Genomic DNA, 19,713 nt, shown 5'->3' on the forward strand with positions numbered 1-19,713 from the left:
CTTTGCTTCGGACATAGACGAAGTGACGACATTATTTCGGTGAGATTGTCGATAATGTCGTCAACTCGGGCGCGAAGAGCCACGTGCGACGGACACCTCGAATTGACATCTTTGCTTTGCTCTACGAAAACGGACCGACAAAACGTGGCCCGCACTCGTCAGATGGAAGAATTTCGGGGGAGCATGGGACGCTCCCCGCGATGATGCACGGCGGCCCTATCGAGCCGCCTTTACCGGATCTTCACTGCGCGGCCGTGATCTTCCGCGCAAACGCTGCGATGGCGTCGGCCATGGCAACCGGCTGCTCGGGCGCAAGCGCGTGACCTGCATTCTGAATCCTGACAATCGTCACACGATCGCCAAGCATCGACTTCAGCACATTCGAGAACCGGCGCGGTGCGACGGCGTCGTATTCGGCTTGGAGATCGAGGATCGGCGCGGTGCCGGCCGCAAAATACGCATCGACCGGCGTCGTCTCGCGCGCATGCGATTCGGCGTCGTGCGTGGCGGCATGCCAACCGTCGAGCCAGACTCGCGGATCGTGGCCCGGCGCAAAGAATGCCTTCTTCAGATATTCGATCCGCTTGGCTTCCGGCAGCGACATGTCCCCGGCGCCGTCGATCGCCTGCCGAATCTCCGCGCTGATCGGCTTTTCCGTCGAACCCGGCGGCACCTTTCCCGCGGATGCGGCCGCGAGCACGACACCGCGAACGAGATCGGGCCGGTCGACAGCCAGCATGCGCGCCGGGAAGTTCCCCCATGCATGGCCGACGACGATCGCAGGCCCGCGACGCTCGTTCTCGATCACTGTCGCTACGTCCGCCGCGAAATCATGGACCGACAGGTTGTCCATCGGCCCCTTGCTCTGCCCGATGCCGCGCGGCTCCGGGCGCAGCACGCGAAAGCCGTCCGCCACGAGCCGCTCGGCAACCACGTCGTAATCCCGGCCCGAGCGCCCGAGCGACGGCAGGATCACGATCAACGGGCCTTGCCCCTGGCGCATCACCTCGATCTGCACATCGCCATGCCGCACGACTTCCCGATCGACCGCCGCCCCGCCGGACGATGCAAAGGCGGACACCGTCCACCACAATACGCATGCGGCGACAATGCCGCGTTTCGATACCTTCATGTTCCGGATCTCCTGATTGATTGACAGACGCATTCATTTCTTTCGGCGCATTCCGCGGCCGATCAGCTCGTGCCGTAGACCTTGCGCGCAAAAGCGGCGATCGCATCGCTCATCGCGCGCGGCTGCTCGGGCGCCATGGCATGACCGGCGTTCGGGACTACCTGCACCGTCACGCGATCGCCGAGCCACGGCTTGAACACGTTCGGCACGACGACGGCGTCGTACTGCGCCTGCAGATCGAGCATCGGCACCTTGCCGCCGCCGAAATACGCATCGATCGGCGTGACGTTGCGTGCGTGGGCCTGTGCCGTGTGTACCGCGGGATACCAGCCGGTCAGCCAGGCATGCGGGTCGTGCCCCGGTGCGAAGAACGCCTGCCGCAGGTAGATCAGCCGCTGTGCTTCCGGCACCCGAGGGTCGCCCGCGCCGTCGATCGCTTCGCGCAGGCGGCCATACGGCTTCTCGGTCGACCCCGGCGGCAACTTGCCCGCCGAAGCCGCGGCCATCACCAGGCCGCGCACGAGATCGGGACGGTCGACCGCGAGCATGCGCGCGGGCTGGCTGCCCCACGCATGTCCAACGATTACGACGGGCCCCGTATGTTCGCGATCGAGCACGAGCGCCACATCGGATGCGAAGGCATGCAGGTCGAGGTCGCGCATCGGCCCCGTGCTGCGGCCGATGCCTCTCGGTTGCGGCCGCAATACACGAAATCCGTCGTGCGCGAGCATGCGGGCGACTTCGTCGTAATCTTCCGCGCCGCGTGCGAGCGACGGCAGGATCACGATCACGGGCCCGCGCCCTTGCGCAAGCGTTTCGATCTGAACGTCGCCCTTCGAGACGAGCGTGCGTTGAACCGCGTTCGCGTCGACAGGGGGCGTGGAGCAGGCGGCAACCGAGGTTGCCAGTGCCGCGGCAAGCACGAGCCGCGTCAGGATCTGGTTCGCTTTCATTGTCTCCTCATGATTCGATACGGGCCGTCGCTTCAAAGCGGATCGAGGCCGGTTTTCCGCAGAACGTCCACGGCGGGCGCCGTCTTCAGGAAAGCCGCGAACGCGCGCGACGCCTCGACGGCTTGCGCATTCGCGGCGATCGCCGACGAGATCACGCTGGTCTTCTGCACGCCGGCAGGCAGCGGGCCCGCGAAGTCGATGCCCGGCGTCACCTTCAGTTCGCTGATCTGCTGCAGCCCCAGGTCGGCGTCACCGCGCGCGAGTGCGGTGCCGACCAGTTCCTTGCCGCGAATCAGCACGCTCTTCGACTTCATCTGCTCGGCGATGCCGAGCCGCTTGAACAGCGTGCCCACGATGTAGGTGCCGCTCGCTCCTTCGGAGAAAGCAACCGATTTGGCGGAGAGCAACGCGCGACGCAGCGCGTCGTCCGTACTGACGTCGGGCACGGCGATACCCTTGCGCACCGCGACGCCGATTCCGCTGGCGGCGATGTCCGACAGCGTGGCCCGGTCGAATCGGCCGGCGTCGACTTCCTGCTGAAGCGCCGGCTTGATCATGAAGCAGATGTCGACCTTCTCGCCATTGCGCAGGCGCATTGGCAATGCCTCTGGGGACGTGCCGTACGACGGCCCCCAGGCAATCTCGAGACGATGTCCCGACGATTTTTCAAACATCGGCACCAGTTGCCCGAACGCGCCGTGCAGCGCGCCGGTTGCCAGTACGTGAATGTCGTCGGCATGCGCGCCCTGAGACGCCGCGCACAGCGTTACCCATGTCGCGGCGGCCACGCAAGTCCGCCAGCTCCGTTTTTCCTTCATGTCTCCTCCTTGAGGTTCACTGCAAGTCGAATGTGTTTTCTGGTTGTCACCGGGTGTCGAAGCCCGGGCTGCTGCGGCTCAGCCGTAGAGCCGCAGCGGATTGCCGGCCAGCACGGCATCCGCAAGCGCGTCGTCGCCGCACAGGTCTCGAACGAACGCCAGCAGCGCGGAGTCGTCCGGGGCCACACCTTCGATGTTCGGATGCGGCCAGTCCGATCCCCAGATCGCCCGGTCGGGTGCGGCAGCGAGCAGCCGGCGCGCGAGCGGCCGTGCATCCGGCCACGCGTGCGCGTCGCCGCCCGCGCATCGATCCACGCCGGACAGCTTGATCCAGCGGTGCGGATTGCCGAGATGGACGATCAACGCGTCGCGTTCGTCGTCGTTCCACGGCGCTTGTAACGACGGGCGCGCCATGTGATCGATCACCATTGGAATGTCGACCCCGGCCCATGTGTCGAGCACTGGGAGCAGGTCGGCGAGCCGGCCGTGCAGCAGCACGTGCCAGCCGAGCCCGGCAATGCGCTCCGCGATGCGCAGCAGCTTGTCCGTGTCGCGCTCCCCGGGCAAGTGCCCCATGAAGTTGAACCGAATGCCGCGCACGCCGCCTTCGTGAAGCTCGCGCAACGCGCCGTCGTCCATCGTGTCGTCAACGAGCGCGACGCCGCGGTACGCGCCGCCGGTCGCAGCGATCGCAGCAAGCAACGCGGCGTGATCGTGCCGATAGCACGCGGCCTGGACGATCACGCCATGCGTGACGCCGAGTCGTTCGTGCACCGCGAGCAAGCGCGACATCGGCGCCGCTTCGGGCAAGTAGGCGGCGTCGGCCGGCACCGGAAACTGTTCCCACGGCCCGTAGATGTGCGTGTGGCAATCCCATACTGTGTTTGCGGGGCGGCCCTGCGGAACCTGCGCCATCAGTCGCACCGTGCCGTCATGCCGCCATCCACGACGATTTCCGTACCGGTGATGAATCGAGCTTCGTCAGAGGCCAGGAACAGCGCGGCGTTCGCCGTGTCGCGGCCATCACCCATGAAGCCGAGCGGAATGCGGGCGAGCCGGCTTTCGAGCAGCTTGTCGACGTTGCCGCCGGAGCGTTGCCCGGCCAGGCGCGCCTCGACCATCGGCGTATGCAGCTGACCCGGCACGACCGTGTTGACGCGGATGCCCTTCTTCGCGTACTCGACGGCCACTACCTTCGACAGCTGGATCACGCCGGCCTTGCAGGCGGCATACGCGACCTGCGCGGAGCCGGTCCAGCGGATGCCGGAGGTCGACGCCGTGTTGACGATCGCGCCGGCACCCTGCTGCTCCATGACCGGCAGTACGTGCTTGCAGGTCAGGTAGACGCTCTTCAGGTTGAATGCAACCTGCTTGTCCCACGCCTCCTCGGACAGTGCGACCGGGCCACCCGCGGCGGAACCGCCGACGTTGTTGACGAGGATGTCCACGCGCCCGTAGGTTGCGCAGCACGCGTCGACCATGGCCGCGACGGCGTCGCTGTTCGTGACGTCGCACGTATGCGCGATGATATCCCCGCCAAGCTCGGCGACACGGCGGACCGTCTCGGCCATCGCGTCCATGTTGATATCCACGGCGAAGATCTTCGCGCCAGCGGCGGCAAACAGTGCGGCCACCGCGCGGCCGTTGCCCCAGCCCGGCCCGACGCAGCCCGCCCCCGTGACGATCGCGACCTTGCCTTGCAGGCGGCCTGCGCCCGCTTCATTGATGGATGTATCGTTCATGATGTGTGTGTATTCAACCGTGTGTTGCAGGAAGTTCGGGTGCCACGCCGGCCGGCGGCGGCACCTTGAAAACCTTGATCGTCATCGAGATCAGCGTGTAGTAGCCGGCGATACCGACGAGATCGACGACCGCGCCTTCGCCAAGCGCATCGACGAGCGCGGCATACAGCGCGTCGTCGATCCCGTGCCGTTCATGCAGCTGCGTCACGAACGCGTGCACGAGCTTCTCGTCGTCCCGGACGAACGGCGGCTCGACGCCGTCGCGAATCGCATTGATCACGTCGATCGAAAGCCCTGCCTCCAGCGCGAACGGCTTGTGCGCTGCCCATTCGTACTCGGCCAGCCAGTGGCGCCCCATCGACAGGATCACCAGCTCGGAGAGCCGGGGCGGCACGCTGCTGTCGTAGCGACAGTACTGGCCGAGCGCCTGCGCGCAGCCGGCAAGCTTCGGGCGATGCAGCCAGACTGCCAGCGGGCCGCGTACGCCTTTGCGGGGCCCGCTGGCGATTGCGTCGTACACCTGGCGCTGCGCGTCCGACATATGCTCGGGGGCGAGCGTGGATATACGTTCCATGAATGAAATCACCTCGACGGAATTCAGTTTGCTTTGGCGGGCGCGCCTGACTGGTCGGCCCGTGCTTCGGCGGACACGGTGCGCGAACGCAGCATCGAACGTCGCGCCGTTCGGCCGGTTTCGCGGTTGAATGCGGCAGCATCGAACAGACCTTCCCAGCGGGCGATCGCGAATACCGCCATCGTGTTGCCAACTACGTTCACGAGTGCGGTCGCCGTGGCCATGATCCGGTCGATGCCGAACAGCAGGCCCAGGCCGCCAAGCGGCAGCGAGCGCACCGACTGCAGCGTGGCCGCGAGCTTGACGAACGCGCCGCCGGCGACGGTCGTCCCGCCCTTGGACGTCAGGCTCAGAATCGCGAGCAGGCCAAGCTGCTGCCAGAGCGAGAACGGTGTATCCGTCGCCTGCGCGATGAAGCCAATTGCGATCGCCATGTAGATGGCGGTACCGTCGAGATTGAAGCTGTAGCCGGCCGGCAGCACGAACCCGACCACCACCTCATCGCAGCCGGCATGCTTCATCTTTTCGACGAGGCGCGGAAACACCACTTCGCTCGATGCGGTACCGAGCGTCAGCAGAAGCTCGTCACGAATCAGCCGCATGATCCCGGCGAACGGCAGGCCGATCGACCAGCTGATCGCGCTGAGCACACCGAACACGAAGATCGCGGACGTCGCGTAGTAGAGAACGATGACCTTGAACAGATACAGCAGCGTCACACCGCCGTAGCTTCCGACCGCGGCGGCCATCGCGCCGAACGCGCCGAGCGGCGCGAGGCGCATGATGAACGCGAGCATCCGGAACAGTACCTTTTGCGCCTCGTCGATGCCGCGCAGTACCACCGAATCGGCGCCGACCGATACGTTCAGCGCCAGCCCGGCCAGGATCGAGATGATCAGGACCTGCACGATGTCGCCTTTCGCGAACGCATCGACGAGCGTATGCGGAATGAGACTCAGCAAGTAGCTGACGGCGGAGATCTCGCCGGCACTCGACGTCGTCTTCAACGCTTCGGCGCTCTCGGCGATGTTGGCGGCATGCAGACCCGCGCCCGGAGGAAACACGTTGACCATCACGAAGCCCAGTACCATTGCGATCGTGCTGACCACTTCGAAGTACACAAGCGATTTCACGCCCATTCGGCCCAGCATCCTGAGATCCTTGACGTGTGCCATGCCCTGCACCAGCGTGCAGAAGATGATCGGCGCGAGCATCATCTTCAACAACGCGATGAACCCCTGCCCGAACGGCTTCATCGCGATCGCGGTCTTCGGCGCCAGCAGGCCCAGCACGATCGCGCATGCCAGCCCGATCAATACCTGGACGTGAAGTTTCTTCAAGCTTTTCATCAGTATTCCTCGCTATAGCGTGTTCGGTGATTCTTCGGATGATCGACGAAGGCCGCTCAGCGCCGAGTCGGCGAAGCGCTGCGGCACAGCCGCAAACGACGAATGGAATGAACGCGAGGATGGGGATGCATGGTGTCTCCGGAATCGTTATGGGTTGATCTGCTATCTGTTCGCAGCATAGAATCCGCCAACTTCTTTGACAAAGACCTTATGAACATGTATTTCTATGCCACGAAGGCATAGCTTAAAATCAACATGGACATTCGAGAACTGCGCAGCTTCATCCACGTCGCCCGCGCCGGCAGTTTCAGTCGCGCGGCCGCGGAGCTGTATATCGCGCAACCGGCGCTGAGCCGCCAGATCGCCAAGCTCGAGGAAGAGATCGGCGTGGCGCTCTTTACCCGCTACGGACGCGGCGTTCGTTTGACGGCCGCGGGATCGCGCCTCCTCGAGCATGCCGAGATGATCACGCGAATGGTCAGCGAAACGGCGGACCAGGTGCGCGCCAGCGTCGATGCCGAGCGGGGCTATCTTGCCGTCGGACTGCCGCCGACGATCGGCCGGTTGATCGGCACCGATCTCGTTCGTGACTTTCACACGCACTGGCCGGGCGTATCGCTCCATGTTCGCGAGGGGCTCAGCAACTCGCTGCAGGAATGGGTGCTCGACAGGCGCGTCGATCTTGCGGTGGTCTACAACCAGCCTCCGCTCGATGCGTTCGATATCGTTCCGCTCTTCAGCGAGCCGTTGATCGTCGTAGCGCCGCCCGATGCGGCTTCCGCGCGCAAGTCGTTGCAGATCCGCGACCTCGCGAACATGCCGTTGATCCTGCCCGGCCTTCCGCACAGCAACCGGCGCTTGATCGATCAGGCCGCCGTCCAGCACGGCGTCCGATTGCGCGTCGAATTCGAGATCGACAGCGTCGCGCTGACCAAGCAGCTGGTTCGCGCGGGTGTCGGCTATTCGTTGCTCACCTATGTCGCGATCCAGGAGGAACTGGCGCGGGGCGAGTTGAAGGCAATCGCGATCGAGCGCCCTGCCATCCGCTCGACCGTATCGATCAGCACGTTGCGCGAAAATCGTCCGTCGCGTCTGGTTGATGCGTGGATCCACCTGCTCAAGGACAAACTGTTCCGCTTTACGCGCGACCAGACCTGGAGTGATCAAGTCGTGTGGCTCGCGACGGGCGACCGTGAATAGCCGACCGAATACGATCCTGCGCCGTTCAGGCGGAGCATTCGACACTCTCCGATTCTCACCATTCCAAGCGACTGCAACCATGCGTGAACCTCGCCCCTCGCGTTCGCCCGACGCAACCGAACGCGCCTCGACGTCGACGGTTTCGAACCGCTCCCTGGAACGCGGCCTGGAACTGCTGCGCGCATTCGGATCCGGCGCGACCCTGCTCGGCAACGGTGATCTCGTCGAATTGACCGGCCTGCCCAAGGCGACGGTCAGCCGGCTCGCGCGGACGCTCGTCGAATCCGGGTATCTCGAGCACGACGCCATTCGCCGCGGCTACCGGCTCGGCCTGCCGGTTCTGGGTCTCGCGCAGGCGCTCCGGAGCAGCTCGACGGTGCTGCAGGCAGCCGCGCCACGCATTCGGGAAACGGCGCAGGCGCTGCATATCAACGTCGGCATCGCCGGGCCGGATCGCGACGACATGGTGTATCTCGAATCGATCCGATACAGCCCCCGCGCGTCGCTTCGCACGGTGGTCAGCGGCCAGCGCGTGCCGATGGCGCTCACGTCGCTCGGACGTGCGTATCTTGCGTCGTTGCCGGACGCGGCCTGTTCGAAGCAACTCGCTGCGCTCAAGCGGAATCGCCAGTCCTGGCCGCAGATCCGGTCGGAAATCGACGACGCGATTGCATCGGTTCATTCGCACGGGTTTTGCGCGGCGAGCTGGCAACCCGAGGTCGTCGCGTTGGCGACGCCGCTCGAGATCGCCGGCCATCGCACACTTGTCCTCAATTTCAGCTTACGTACGCTCGATGCACCGTCGTCGGTCACCGAGCGTCTTTCCGCGAGACTGCTCAGGCTACGCGACGACATCGTCGCCGCGACGCTCCAGCTCGACAGTTGAGCGCACCGCGTCAGCGTTCGCGAATCGCGCGGGCCGGAATGCCGAGCACGACGGCAAGGCCGCCGAGGATCGAAACGGCCGCTACCGTAAACAGGCCGATCGCACTGCTTCCGAAATGGGTCGACGTGTAGCCGATCACCGAAGGCGCCGCGATGCCGCCGAACTGGCCGAGACTGCTGATGAGGCCGATGCCGCTCGCGGCTACGGTGCTCGACAGATAAGCCGGCGGGATCGTCCAGAACAACGACAGCATCCCGAGATAGCCGGCCGTGGCGATGCAAAGCAGCACGATGAGCGCTGCCGGCTGCGCCGCCGCCGCCGGCAGCAGCGCGACGCCGAGCGCGGCCGTCACGGCGCTGCCCATGAAATGCCACCGCCGTTCGAGCTTGCGGTCGGAATGGCGTCCGAGCCAGTACATCGCGAGGGCACCGAATACATAGGGAATGGCCGACAGCAGACCGATGTACCAGAAGTTCGTGATGCCGCTCTTTCGAATCACGCTCGGCGCCCAGACGTGCACGACAATGCTCGCCCACGGCACGCTGAAATACGCGAACGTCAGGAAATAGAACTTGGGTTCCTTCAGCGCATCCCAGATCGAGCCATGTGCGTGCGACGCCTTGAGCGCTGCATCGTGGTCAAGTTCGCGGCGCAGCAGCGCCTTCTCGTCCGCACTCAGCCACGTCGCGTGCTCCGGGCGATCGGTCAGATAGATATATGCGAACAGGCCGGCCACGACGGACGGCAACCCTTCGATCACGAACAGCCATTGCCATCCCCGGAGCTGAAGCAAGCCCGACAGGTTGTTCAGGATGAAACCGGAAACGGGGCCGCTGACGATGCCGGACACGCAGATCGCCGTCATGAAGATTGCCGTCACGCGTGCGCGACGCGCCGACGGGAACCAGTACGTGAAGTACAGGATGACGCCGGGAAAGAAGCCTGCCTCGGCCGCACCGAGTAAAACCCGCGCAATATAAAACTGGGTCGGCGTCTGCACGAACGCGGTGCCCGCAGACACAAGCCCCCAGAGGGCCATGATCCGCATCAGCGTCTTGCGCACGCCGACACGAGCAAGCCACAGGTTGCTCGGCACCTCGAAAATCATATACCCGACGTAGAACAGTCCGACGCCGAAGCCGAACGACGCTTCCGTCAGACCAATGTCGCGCGAGAACTGCAGATGCGCGAAGCCGATATTGGCGCGATCGATGTAAGCGAATACATAACAGATGAAGAGGAACGGCAGCAGCCGTTTCGTCACCTTGGCATAAACCGCGTCGAGTGCCGGCCGGTCGGCGCCGCTTCGCTCGAGCGATTCTGTTGCAATGGCGGGTTGCATCTTGTCTCCAGTCTTGTTGGTCACGCCGCGGCGTACGTTCGATCCATCCATTCGGCGGCGGTGAGATCGATTATCGGCGGCTCGGCCCCAACCGCAATCTCGCCGTTTCACTGCATGAAACAAATCTACCGTGCCTGACAGTTTCATTCAATGAAACCAGAGCGATGGCAGGCGCAGTGCGGCGCGCTACGCTACCTGTGACCGGATCGCCGTGCCGCCTGCATGGCGAATGCACCGGACCCATCGCCTTCGACGCAGGAACCGAACATGCAAACCATCGACGTCACGATTCAATCGAACATCGCGACCCTTACCCTGAATCGCCCCGACAAGCGCAACGCCGTGAGCGATGCGATGCGTACCGAACTGATCGAAGCGCTCGATTCGCTGGCGCGCGCGCCGGAAGTCCGCGCCGTCATCGTCACCGGCAACGGCAAAGGCTTCTGCGCGGGCGGCGACATCGCCGGCATGGCCCAGCGCATGGAAGCGCCGGCCGACGAAGTCGCGTTCAACGGCTGGTCGCGCCAGCAGCGCGTCCATCATGCGGTCTCGCTGCTGCATACGATGCCGAAGCCGACGATCGCGGCCGTCAACGGCGCCGCGGCCGGCCTGGGCGCGGATATGGCGTTGTCGTGCGATTTCGTGGTTGCATCGGAGGCGGCGACGTTCGTGTGGAGCTACATCAAGCGCGGGCTGATTCCCGACGGCGGCGGCCTGTACTTCCTGCCGCGGCGCGTTGGACTGGCCGCTGCCAAGGACCTGATCTTCAGCGGTCGCAAGGTCGACGCCCGCGAGGCGCGAGAACTCGGCATCGCCGATCGCGTCAGTGCGCCCGATACGCTGCTTGCCGATGCCACGGCCTGGGCGCAGGAATTGATCAAGGGCTCGCCTACCGCACTCGCGCTCGGCAAGACACTGCTGAACCAGAGCTACGAACTGTCGGCTGCTCAAATGCTGGTGCAAGGCAGCCAGGCGCAGGCCGTCTGCTACACGAGCCGCGAGCACCGCAGCGCCGTGCGTGAATTTCTCGACAACACGCGCTGACAGGAGCCATTGATGAATGCCATCGCCAACCTGATGCGTCCGGCCAGCGTCGCGGTCATCGGCGCATCCTCGGACGCCGCGAAGACGGCCGGCCGGCCCATCGCGTATCTTCAGAAGCACGGATTCCAGGGCGAAATCTATCCGGTGAATCCGCGCTACTCGTCGATCGCCGGACTGCCCTGCTACGCGGACGTCGATGCCCTGCCGGCCGCACCGGACGTCGGCATCGTGCTGCTCGGCGCCGATCGCGCCCACGTCGCCGTCGAAGCGCTGGCCAGGCGCGGGACGGCCGCCGCGATCGTCCTCGCGAGCGGTTATGCGGAAACCGGCGAGGCCGGTATGCGCCGCCAGGCGCAGTTGAAGGCGGCGGCAGGATCGATGCGTGTGCTCGGCCCCAACACGATCGGCGTCGTGAACCTGACGGACGGGGTCACGCTGTCCGCCAGCGGTGCGCTGGACACCGACGATTTCACGGTCGGCGGCGTCAGCGTCGTCTCGCAAAGCGGCGGGATTCTCGGCGCGCTGCTCTCGCGCGCGGCGGACCGCGGCATGGGCTTGTCGAAACTCGTTTCGACCAGCAACGAGGTCGATCTCGACGTGAGCGACTTCATCGACTTCTTCGTCGACGACGCGGCCACGTCCGTGATCGCGCTGTACCTGGAAGGCCTGCGCGACCCGGCGCGCTTTCGTGCGGCGGCCCGCAAGGCCGCCGGCGCCGGCAAGCCGATCGTCGTCTACAAGATCGGCCGCTCGGAATCCGGTGCGCAGTCGGCCGTCTCGCACACCGGCGCGCTGGCCGGCGAGGATCGGATGTACGACGCGTTGTTCCGCGATGCCGGCGTAATCCGCGCGAACACGTTCGGCGACCTGCTCGACATTCCAAATGCGCTGGCATCCGGCCGCTCGCTGCGCGGCAAGCGGGTCGCGATTCTCACGTCGACCGGAGGCGCGGGCACGCTCGTCGCAGACAATCTCGGCCTCGCCGGATTCGACACGCCCGCACCGGATCCGGATACGGCCGCTGCATTGCGCGCGCTGCAGACCGGCGATCACGCGGTGCTCGACCGGAATCCAATCGACGTGACGCTGGCCGGCCTGCAGCCGGACCTGCTGCGCCGCGCGATCCGGACGCTCGCCGACAGCTCGTCCTACGACGCCGTCGCCGTGATCGCAGGCTCGTCCAGCATCGGGATGCCGGACCTGATGGCCGGCGCCGTTCGCGACGCTTTGCCCGATACCGACAAGCCGGTGATGGCGTTCGTCAGCCCGCATGCGCCGACGGTCGTGCGCGCGATGAACCGGCTCGGCGTCCCGGCGTTCATGTCGCCGGAAAGCGTCAGCAGCGCGATGGCCGCCATGCGGGAGACCGGGCGTCGGCGCGTGGACGTGACCGAGGCCGCGTCCGCCGCCGAAGCGAGTACGGTGGACGTGGCCGACGTGCCGACCGGGCCGCTCGACGAAGCGCAGGCCAAGGCGCTGTTCGCCCGCTTCGGTATCACGCCCGCGCGCGAGCGCGTCGTACGGACTTGTGCCGACGCCGAGCAGGCTGCACGCGACTTCGACGATCGCGTCGTACTCAAGCTGCTGTCCAACCGCATCACGCACAAGAGCGACATCGGTGGTGTGGCGGTCGGCCTGGCAGCAGACGAGATCGGCGCGCGACTCACGCGCATGCGCTGCGACGTCGAGACCGCGGCCGGCTTCGCGCCCGACGCATTCCTCGTGCAGGAAATGGTTTCGGGTGGCGTCGAGATGATCGTCGGTCTGCATCGCGATCCGCTCGGCACGGCGATCCTGCTGGGCATGGGCGGCGTGACCGCGGAAATCCTGAACGACACAGTGCTGCGCATGCTGCCGACCGATGCACCGTTGTCGCTTCGAGACGCGAGCGACATGATTCGCGAGCTTCGCACATGGCCACTGCTCGACGGCTATCGCGGCCGGCCGAAAGCGGATGTCGACGCGCTCGCCGCCGCGCTCGTCGCGTTCTCGCGGATGGCCCTTCAACTCGGCGAGCGGCTCGTCGAAGCCGAGATCAATCCGCTGTTCGTGCTCGACGCCGGCCGGGGCGTGCGGGCGGCCGACGGGGTCGCCGTGATCGCATGACGCGGCGCCAGCCGCTCGTTCATGCGATGCGTCCGCTGTCGCAGGAACGAACGGCCGCCCCGTCAGTTCGCGACGTTCGCCGGGTGCGCACACCGAGCCCGCTCGATACATGCGCATAGCGCTTCGACGATCTCGTCGAGCGGGGTGCCGGGCCCGAAAGTCGCCGCGACACCCTTCGTCTTGAGATGTCGCGCATCCGCGGCGGGAAAGACGCCGCCCAGCACCACCGGCATCTCGGCGCGATGCAAGGCCAGTTCGTCGAGCTGCCCTTCGACGAGCTCGAGGTGGCCGCCCAACAACGACGAAATGCCCACGATATCGGCGCCATGCGCCTGCGCGGCGGCTGCCACGGATGCCGGTTGCTGAAACAGCGGCAGGCGAAGGACATCGAATCCGGGGTCCTCGAGCTCGGCTGCGACGACGGCCGCGCCGCGGTCGTGTCCATCCTGGCCGAGCTTGGCGATCATGATGCGCGGCCTGCGTCCCACGCGCTTCGCCAGCCGGTCGACGCAGCCCTTCGCCGCCCGCCATGCAGCGTCGTCTCGCCGATGTTCGCCGTAGACGCCCTCGCCGTCCGCTTCCACCGCCGCGGCATGTCGCGGCCATACCGATTCCGGTGCGCGCGTACACTCCCCGACGGTCTCACGTGCCCGCATGCAGTCGATCGCCCGTTCGAGCAGGTTTCCGGTGCCGTCGCGCGCCGCGTCGGCCAGCCGCTGCAACGCCGTCGCAACCCGCGCCGAATCGCGCGCGGCCTTGACAGCTGCAATTCGCCGCGCCTGCCCGGCACGCACATGACGGCCGTCTATCTCGCGCACCATAAATTCGCCAGTCGGTTCGTCCGCGACGAAGCGGTTCACGCCGACCACGGTTCGGCGCCCGGAATCGATCTGTGCCTGCGTCGCGGCCGCGGCATGCAGCATGCGCCGCTTCACCCAGCCGGACTCGATCTCGGCGATCACGCCGCCCTGCGCGTCGATGGCCACCAGTTAGGCACGCACGCGCGTCGCGATGTCGTCCGTCAGCGACTTCATCATGTACGAACCGACCCACGGATTGACCGCATCGCACAGTCCCGTTTCATGCTGCAGAATCAGCTGCGTATTGCGCGCGAGGCGCGCCGCCGCCGCGGGAGGCAGTGCAAGCGCTTCATCGTACGCATTCGTGTGCAGCGACTGCGTGCCGCCGAACGTCGCGGCCATCGCCTGCGCCGCCACGCGAACGATGTTGTTTTCCGGCTCCTGTGCGGTCAACGACCAGCCCGATGTCTGGCAATGCACGCGCAGCGCGCACGCCCGGGGCGAACGCGCGCCGCACGCGTGTGCGATCTCCGCCCACAGGAGTCGCGCTGCGTGCAGCTTGGCGATTCCCGTATAGAAATCGCTGCCGACGCCGAAGAAAAAACTCAAACGGGAGCAGGCTTCATCCGCAGGCATGCCGCGTGCAGCCGGCGTGTCGAAGTACACGCACGCGTTCGACAACGTCAGCGCAAGCTCGAGCACGGTATTGGCGCCGGCTTCCTGGAAGTGATATCCCGACACCGACAGTGCGCGCGGAAACGATCGGTGCGCGCCTCCCGCCTACGCGACCACTCGAGCCAATGTATCCGGTCGTGTTTTTCGACGCACTGCAGGTCAAGGTTCGGTGGAAATCAACACACTTCAACATCACGCCGCATGACGGCGATCAATCACGCGCCGGGCCTTGCCGGTCGCGGTCGCGGGAATGCCGCCGGCCGCCAGCACCGTCACGCCGGACGACACGCCGACCATCGTCTTGATCCGGTGCTGCAGCTCGCGCGCGAGCGCCGCGCGAGCGCTTTCGGTGACGGACGCGGCCGCTTCGGAGCGCAGTTCGACCGCGAGGTCGAGCCGGTCCATGTGACCGTCGCGCGACAGCGTGATCTGGAACTGGCCCGACAGCTGCGGCAGCGCGACGACGATCTCCTCGATCTGGCTCGGGAACACGTTCACGCCGCGCACGATCAGCATGTCGTCGGACGTAGACCAAAGCAAAGTTGTCACCGTTTGCGAAGTAAAAATGTCACTTCAGAGGTCGACACCGACGCGGAATCGGAAAATTGCCAAGAAATCATAGGCTTGCGTACCGCGAAATAAATTCGTCACCGCGCGTGGTGTCGCGAAGACCGGCGTCAATTCCCCACAGCGCCGGCTGTCGCTGTCACGCGATGTACAACCCTCGGGTTTGACTAGATGATCGTTGATCGGGCGTGCAACTTTCGGATCTGCGCCCTATCCCAGGTGACGTTCGTAATAGCGTCGCGTCAACGCCTTGCGGTACTCTGACTTCATCGGGCGAGCCCTGTCTGGTGACCAACCACCGCCTCCGTAACTGCCACCACAGAACGCGCATCGATACGGCGATTCGAGCAGGCGGACATTCACGACGTAGGGGGCCTCATAACCGCAGCGGCGGCACGCGGTTTCCAACTGCCGATAATGCGCCGGACAGGTGTTGAATTTCAGCATCTGGTGTACCACGCTATGGTAGCCGCGCGCAATGCAACTGCGACAGTGACGAAAAAGTGAGCTGTACTGGCGCCGCTGACTCGGGTGCAGCAGCCCGATCTCGAGCGACGCATAAGGAACGCCGAGGACGCTGTGTAGTCGCGCAACGCTTACGCCCCCCAGTTGCGGTATTACGCCCTCGTACGGATCGATGTCGGGACCCATTACCCGTGCCACAACATTCCCAGGCAATGCATTTACCTTCTCGAACTTCCACAAAATCGACACGAGCGATTCGCAGGGATCCAGCCAGCGCTTGTTGAATACGTAACCCATCGACGGTGAAAGCTTTTGCTCGTCGAGCGTCAGAATCGGCAGGCGCGGCGGCTGAAGCAGCGCTCGGCTACGCGGTGGCGAGAACGTGGCCGGTCGCATGGCGAGATTGAATGTAACCACATTGACGCGCCGCGTGCGTCCACAAGGTCGGCTCGGGACAGTAACCCGGTGCATCCATTAATTCGCTATCCTTCAAAACGATTTCGACTGCACGTGCGAACGACTCCATCGGAATCTCAAGACGGCCCGGCAGACTGGCCTTGTGGTGGGCCGCCTCAAACGCCCGCCAGAGTTCACCCGCGTCGTCGAGCAAGCGATACCCGGCGTCGAAAGCCTGCGGCAGATAGAATCGCGTAAAACTCCAGTCGCTCGTCTCGGGATACGCAGTCTGATCGTAACCGTTCAGACAAGTCGCGACATCGTCGACGTTGCGAATCCCGTAAAACGACAACTCCTCGACCATGAGGCGCGCGACGATCTGCGTCTTGCCAGCAATCTGCATGGCCGTTTTCTGGGAGAGCAGCTCCTGTTGGCCAACGAGAAACGTGAACAGCTTGATTTGCTGGCGATCGAGCGCATCGTGAACGTCACGCAACCATTCGTACTCGTTTTCGTTGTACCTCTGCGCTTCGTCGCAAAACAGCAGTACAGTACCGCTGCCGGCACGCGCAGCCGCTTCGCGAATGCGCAACGTCAAACGCATGCGCTTGGCCGAACCGACGCCTGCGTTTGGGTTATGGTCTCCGACCGCCTCGAGCAGGTTCACGAAGAATGGACCTTCGGCGTGCCGCGGCTTGTGTTCGCACAGCGCGTGGTAGCTGGTGATTTTCGGCAGATCTCGGGCCAGCAGCAATCGCAGATATTCGATTGCACGGGTCTTGCCAATGCGCGGCGGTCCATAGATAAGTGCGCCCATGATGCGATAACGCAAACATTTCGTGACAAGATCGTAGAAAGCCTCGATGGCCGGCGTAGCGATCCGGTAATTGCCGGTCGCCAAGGGATGCAACGCCGGATCGATGGGACGTGGAACCTCGACTGACATGGTGTCCTCCTCTCGGAAACGTTGGATCAACCTACCTGACCGGTGCCGATCTTCAGCTTGCGCGGATGCGCCCGCACCTCTGGGACTTCGGGCCGCACTACACTGGTAGCCGGGTACGCTACGGCGGTCGACGTGGACATCGATGTCGACACCGGTCCCGGCGGCGTCCGAACGAGCGGCGCGGCCGCCAGAATGCGAGCCGCTTGCGCCAAATCGGACGCGGCTCGGCGGGTTTTCCCCGCTTGCTCGAGCTTGGCGCGGATGTACTTCTCGATCCCGTGGGCATCCAGCGATGTCCGCAGACGCTTGCGGCCTTGGGCCTTGCGAATCTCCTGTCGCAAGGTCAGGTTGTGTGGCACGACGTGCCACGCACCTTGCGCGTCGAGGAGACCTAATTCGGTGCCGTCGAGCAGGAATGCACGGACACTGCGCAAGTCGTCCGCGTTCAGGTAGACGAGCAGCTGCTTACCGATGAGCTCAGTGCTGCAAGCCAGAACGGGACTCGAATACCGTACACCATAGAGGTTGATATGCGGTCGGGTACCCTGATTCAGATAGGCGTGGACACGACAGCGCTTCGCCGACTGCATCAGGCACAGCGTGCGACGGCGAGGCTCCGGCAACCAGTTCACGAGCGTATGTCGGCCACGGACGAACGATTCCATCGCCTCGAGCGGCGAGACGTTGTTGAGTCCGGTGTGCGGCGTGCCGTTGTAGCTCGCAATTGCGTATTCGACCAACTCTTCGAGCTCGTCGAAGGATACGAACAAGCGCAGATTCCCCTTTGGGTCCGACAAAGCGCGACGCAAATCGCGAGGATGGCCGCCGGTGTAGCCCGGCAAGCGCGAGGACAACCGAGTGGCGATCGTGCCAAAGAACCGCTCGATGTAAGGACGCTCATCCGGACTGTGCTTCGGTCCGGCCGCGACCTGACAGCCAATGAACTCACATAAAGCGGCGAGCGTCTCGGTGGCGAGATTCGCCTTAGCGTTGTCGAGCTTGATGCGCTCCCACGTCACGTACGCCAGCTCCGGCATGCGTTGAGACGGGTATCCATCCATGGGACCGTAGTCGAGTTCGCGAATCGTGAAGGACCGGGCTCGATGCGGCTCGAGCGCCGATTCGATCGCTTTGATGACGTCGTAACGGCTGTATTCGCGAGCCAGAACGAGGTGATGCCCGAGCACGGCGCGTGTGCAAACGTCAATGATCACCAGCAACCAGACGCGTTCGATTTCGAACTCGTGCGTAAAACCGAGCGGATCGAGCATCACGATCTTGAGCCGGATATCGAGCCGGTGCCCGTCGAATTCAACGACCTGGTAAGGACGCGTCGCGGCGGGCGCAGCGAACTCATCGCTGCGCGGCAGGCCTTTCAGATGCGCCGCGCCAGCGGCTCGCGCAGCGATGCCGAATTCGCTCAGCAGTTCGCTTTTGACACGGGCCGAGAGCGATCGGATCGCGTGGCTCGCCGTATTGAACGGATAGTCGGCAGGCGTGAGGCCGCTCTGGCGACATTGCAGCAGAAAACTCGCATGCAGTCCTTGAAGGCCTCTCAAGCGGGTGCGCAATTCGCCGCCGGTACGGATCTCGATCAACGCCACGCGACGCTGCTTGATTTGCAGCCGCAGCCACGCCGCGAGCACCGGGAATCGCTCGAACAGTTGCGATAGCGCGCCGGCGGCGCCGCGGATACCGCGTTCGTCGTTCGGTTTCACCGGACTCAAACGCACGTAATCGGCAACGCGGGCGTGCAAGACCAGCGCGCGAAAGCCATAGAGGCGACCGTCCGGGTGCGCTGCGAGTGCCCGCTCGAGCAGGCGATAAAGTTGTCGTCGGTTGACTCCCGTGCTCTGCTCAATCTCCTTGATCGCAGCGCCACGCGCATACTGCTCGATCGCTGCCATACGCGCCTGAATCGATTCCCTTTCGGCAGCATCAAACTCGGTCCACGCGATGGTCGGCCAGGACGACGGATCCAGTGTCTGAAATTCCGGCTTGCGACGTGCCATCATGCCGCCTCGGTTGCGACGAAGCGCGTCAGCAACGACAGAGGCTCGGTACGCAGATCAACCGCGTCCACGTGCCCTGCATACACGAGCGCGAAAACCGCCGCACGGACCAGCGCCGGATCGCCGACAGAGAGCTCACGCTCGATCTCGAGCAAGGTATACGGCATCGTCACGAAAGTTTCGACTGCGCGTAGGAGCGAAGACGCGACCAACCCGCGCGCCGCGACTAGGCAGGGCAGCATGTGCCGCCAGTTATCGATCCAGGCGCGCGCGGCCGCGAGGTCGGTTGATGTCATCGACCGGACGGGTACGCCGTCCAATTCATACTTGGGGCGAGCAGCATGGAGCCGCACGTCCGCGAGCGAATCGGACAGGATGACCACCTCTTCGCGGTCGGCGTAGCGGATCCAAAAATCGGCGAGATAGCGCTGTCCGTTGAGCTGCACGTAACCCGGCCGCTCACAAAATGATTGGACAGCGGGATCCGTTTCGATGAGCAGCCACAGTTCGGGCGCGCCACGTTGAAACAGCGTCAGTCGACGATCGAGTTTGAGGCTGAAGGAGGTCTGGCCGGGATTCGTAAAAAATCCGCCACATCTCGATCTAAGCAGCTGATCTAAATAAAAAAAGTCGATGGTCGGATCGAGCGGTGGACCGGGGCGTTGAAGATCCAGCAGATAGTCCACGAGCCGGTTAATGCGCCCCC

General features: G+C 64.5%; 17 protein-coding genes and 2 pseudogenes. 4 read left to right on the top strand and 15 right to left on the bottom strand.

Annotated elements, in window-relative coordinates; all coding sequences use genetic code 11:
* Positions 1-241: 241 nt before the first annotated feature.
* The 7 genes from H3O04_RS16630 to H3O04_RS16660 form a co-directional block, all read right to left on the bottom strand.
* Entirely contained in the window at positions 242-1,132 is an 891-nt protein-coding gene (locus tag H3O04_RS16630) for an alpha/beta fold hydrolase (protein WP_202588080.1), read from the bottom strand.
* A gap of 62 nt (positions 1,133-1,194) precedes the next feature.
* On the bottom strand, positions 1,195-2,085 hold the full coding sequence (locus H3O04_RS16635; protein WP_062885777.1) for an alpha/beta fold hydrolase: 891 nt from the start codon (positions 2,083-2,085) through the stop codon (positions 1,195-1,197).
* Between the two features lie 32 nt (positions 2,086-2,117).
* Complete coding sequence (locus tag H3O04_RS16640; protein ID WP_062885778.1) at positions 2,118-2,903, bottom strand: substrate-binding domain-containing protein; 786 nt, start codon at positions 2,901-2,903, stop codon at positions 2,118-2,120.
* A 78-nt stretch (positions 2,904-2,981) separates the two neighbouring features.
* Positions 2,982-3,818: an amidohydrolase family protein gene (locus tag H3O04_RS16645; protein WP_062885779.1), complete on the bottom strand. Its 837-nt coding sequence runs from the start codon at positions 3,816-3,818 to the stop codon at positions 2,982-2,984.
* A complete protein-coding gene (locus H3O04_RS16650) occupies positions 3,818-4,645 on the bottom strand; it encodes an SDR family NAD(P)-dependent oxidoreductase (RefSeq protein WP_062885780.1) in 828 nt (275 codons plus the stop codon). The genes H3O04_RS16645 and H3O04_RS16650 overlap by 1 nt, the downstream gene beginning before the upstream one ends.
* Before the next feature lie 13 nt (positions 4,646-4,658).
* Entirely contained in the window at positions 4,659-5,219 is a 561-nt protein-coding gene (locus H3O04_RS16655; protein WP_062885781.1) for a carboxymuconolactone decarboxylase family protein, read from the bottom strand.
* A gap of 23 nt (positions 5,220-5,242) precedes the next feature.
* Entirely contained in the window at positions 5,243-6,568 is a 1,326-nt protein-coding gene (locus H3O04_RS16660) for a cation:dicarboxylate symporter family transporter (protein WP_062885782.1), read from the bottom strand.
* A 255-nt stretch (positions 6,569-6,823) separates the two neighbouring features.
* Here H3O04_RS16660 and H3O04_RS16665 point away from each other — a divergent pair, with 255 nt between their 5' ends.
* Entirely contained in the window at positions 6,824-7,768 is a 945-nt protein-coding gene (locus tag H3O04_RS16665) for a LysR family transcriptional regulator (RefSeq protein WP_062885783.1), read from the top strand.
* 79 nt (positions 7,769-7,847) lie between these two features.
* Complete coding sequence (locus H3O04_RS16670) at positions 7,848-8,654, top strand: IclR family transcriptional regulator (protein ID WP_062885784.1); 807 nt, start codon at positions 7,848-7,850, stop codon at positions 8,652-8,654.
* Between the two features lie 10 nt (positions 8,655-8,664).
* On the opposite strand, the gene H3O04_RS16675 is transcribed toward H3O04_RS16670, so the two are convergent.
* Complete coding sequence (locus H3O04_RS16675; RefSeq protein ID WP_062886092.1) at positions 8,665-9,996, bottom strand: MFS transporter; 1,332 nt, start codon at positions 9,994-9,996, stop codon at positions 8,665-8,667.
* A 267-nt stretch (positions 9,997-10,263) separates the two neighbouring features.
* Between H3O04_RS16675 and H3O04_RS16680 the strand changes: the two genes are divergently transcribed.
* Both H3O04_RS16680 and H3O04_RS16685 read left to right on the top strand, forming a co-directional pair.
* Positions 10,264-11,040, top strand: a complete 777-nt coding sequence (locus H3O04_RS16680; RefSeq protein WP_062886093.1) for an enoyl-CoA hydratase/isomerase family protein — start codon at positions 10,264-10,266, stop codon at positions 11,038-11,040.
* Between the two features lie 12 nt (positions 11,041-11,052).
* A complete protein-coding gene (locus tag H3O04_RS16685; RefSeq protein WP_062885785.1) occupies positions 11,053-13,146 on the top strand; it encodes an acetate--CoA ligase family protein in 2,094 nt (697 codons plus the stop codon).
* A gap of 62 nt (positions 13,147-13,208) precedes the next feature.
* On the opposite strand, the gene H3O04_RS36135 is transcribed toward H3O04_RS16685, so the two are convergent.
* The 7 genes and pseudogenes from H3O04_RS36135 to H3O04_RS16715 form a co-directional block, all read right to left on the bottom strand.
* On the bottom strand, positions 13,209-13,802 hold the full coding sequence (locus H3O04_RS36135) for a cobalamin-dependent protein (protein ID WP_260427845.1): 594 nt from the start codon (positions 13,800-13,802) through the stop codon (positions 13,209-13,211).
* Positions 13,803-13,808: 6 nt separating this feature from the next.
* Positions 13,809-14,687 (bottom strand): annotated as a pseudogene (locus tag H3O04_RS36140) (methylmalonyl-CoA mutase family protein); the annotation flags it as partial.
* 126 nt (positions 14,688-14,813) lie between these two features.
* Positions 14,814-15,146, bottom strand: a pseudogene (locus H3O04_RS16695) (phenylacetate--CoA ligase family protein); the annotation flags it as partial.
* Positions 15,147-15,398: 252 nt separating this feature from the next.
* On the bottom strand, positions 15,399-16,049 hold the full coding sequence (locus tag H3O04_RS16700) for a hypothetical protein (RefSeq protein ID WP_237666320.1): 651 nt from the start codon (positions 16,047-16,049) through the stop codon (positions 15,399-15,401).
* Complete coding sequence (locus H3O04_RS16705; RefSeq protein WP_012218138.1) at positions 16,018-16,995, bottom strand: ATP-binding protein; 978 nt, start codon at positions 16,993-16,995, stop codon at positions 16,018-16,020. Before H3O04_RS16705 ends, H3O04_RS16700 begins: the two co-directional genes overlap by 32 nt.
* Before the next feature lie 26 nt (positions 16,996-17,021).
* Positions 17,022-19,007: a DDE-type integrase/transposase/recombinase gene (locus H3O04_RS16710; RefSeq protein WP_012464889.1), complete on the bottom strand. Its 1,986-nt coding sequence runs from the start codon at positions 19,005-19,007 to the stop codon at positions 17,022-17,024.
* Positions 19,007-19,642, bottom strand: coding sequence for a hypothetical protein (locus H3O04_RS16715; protein WP_442862830.1), 636 nt, complete (start codon positions 19,640-19,642; stop codon positions 19,007-19,009). The genes H3O04_RS16710 and H3O04_RS16715 overlap by 1 nt, the downstream gene beginning before the upstream one ends.
* Between the last annotated feature and the right edge of the window lie 71 nt (positions 19,643-19,713).

Origin of the sequence: Burkholderia sp. KCJ3K979 (assembly GCF_016759955.1) — a bacterium.
Classification (GTDB): domain Bacteria; phylum Pseudomonadota; class Gammaproteobacteria; order Burkholderiales; family Burkholderiaceae; genus Burkholderia; species Burkholderia orbicola.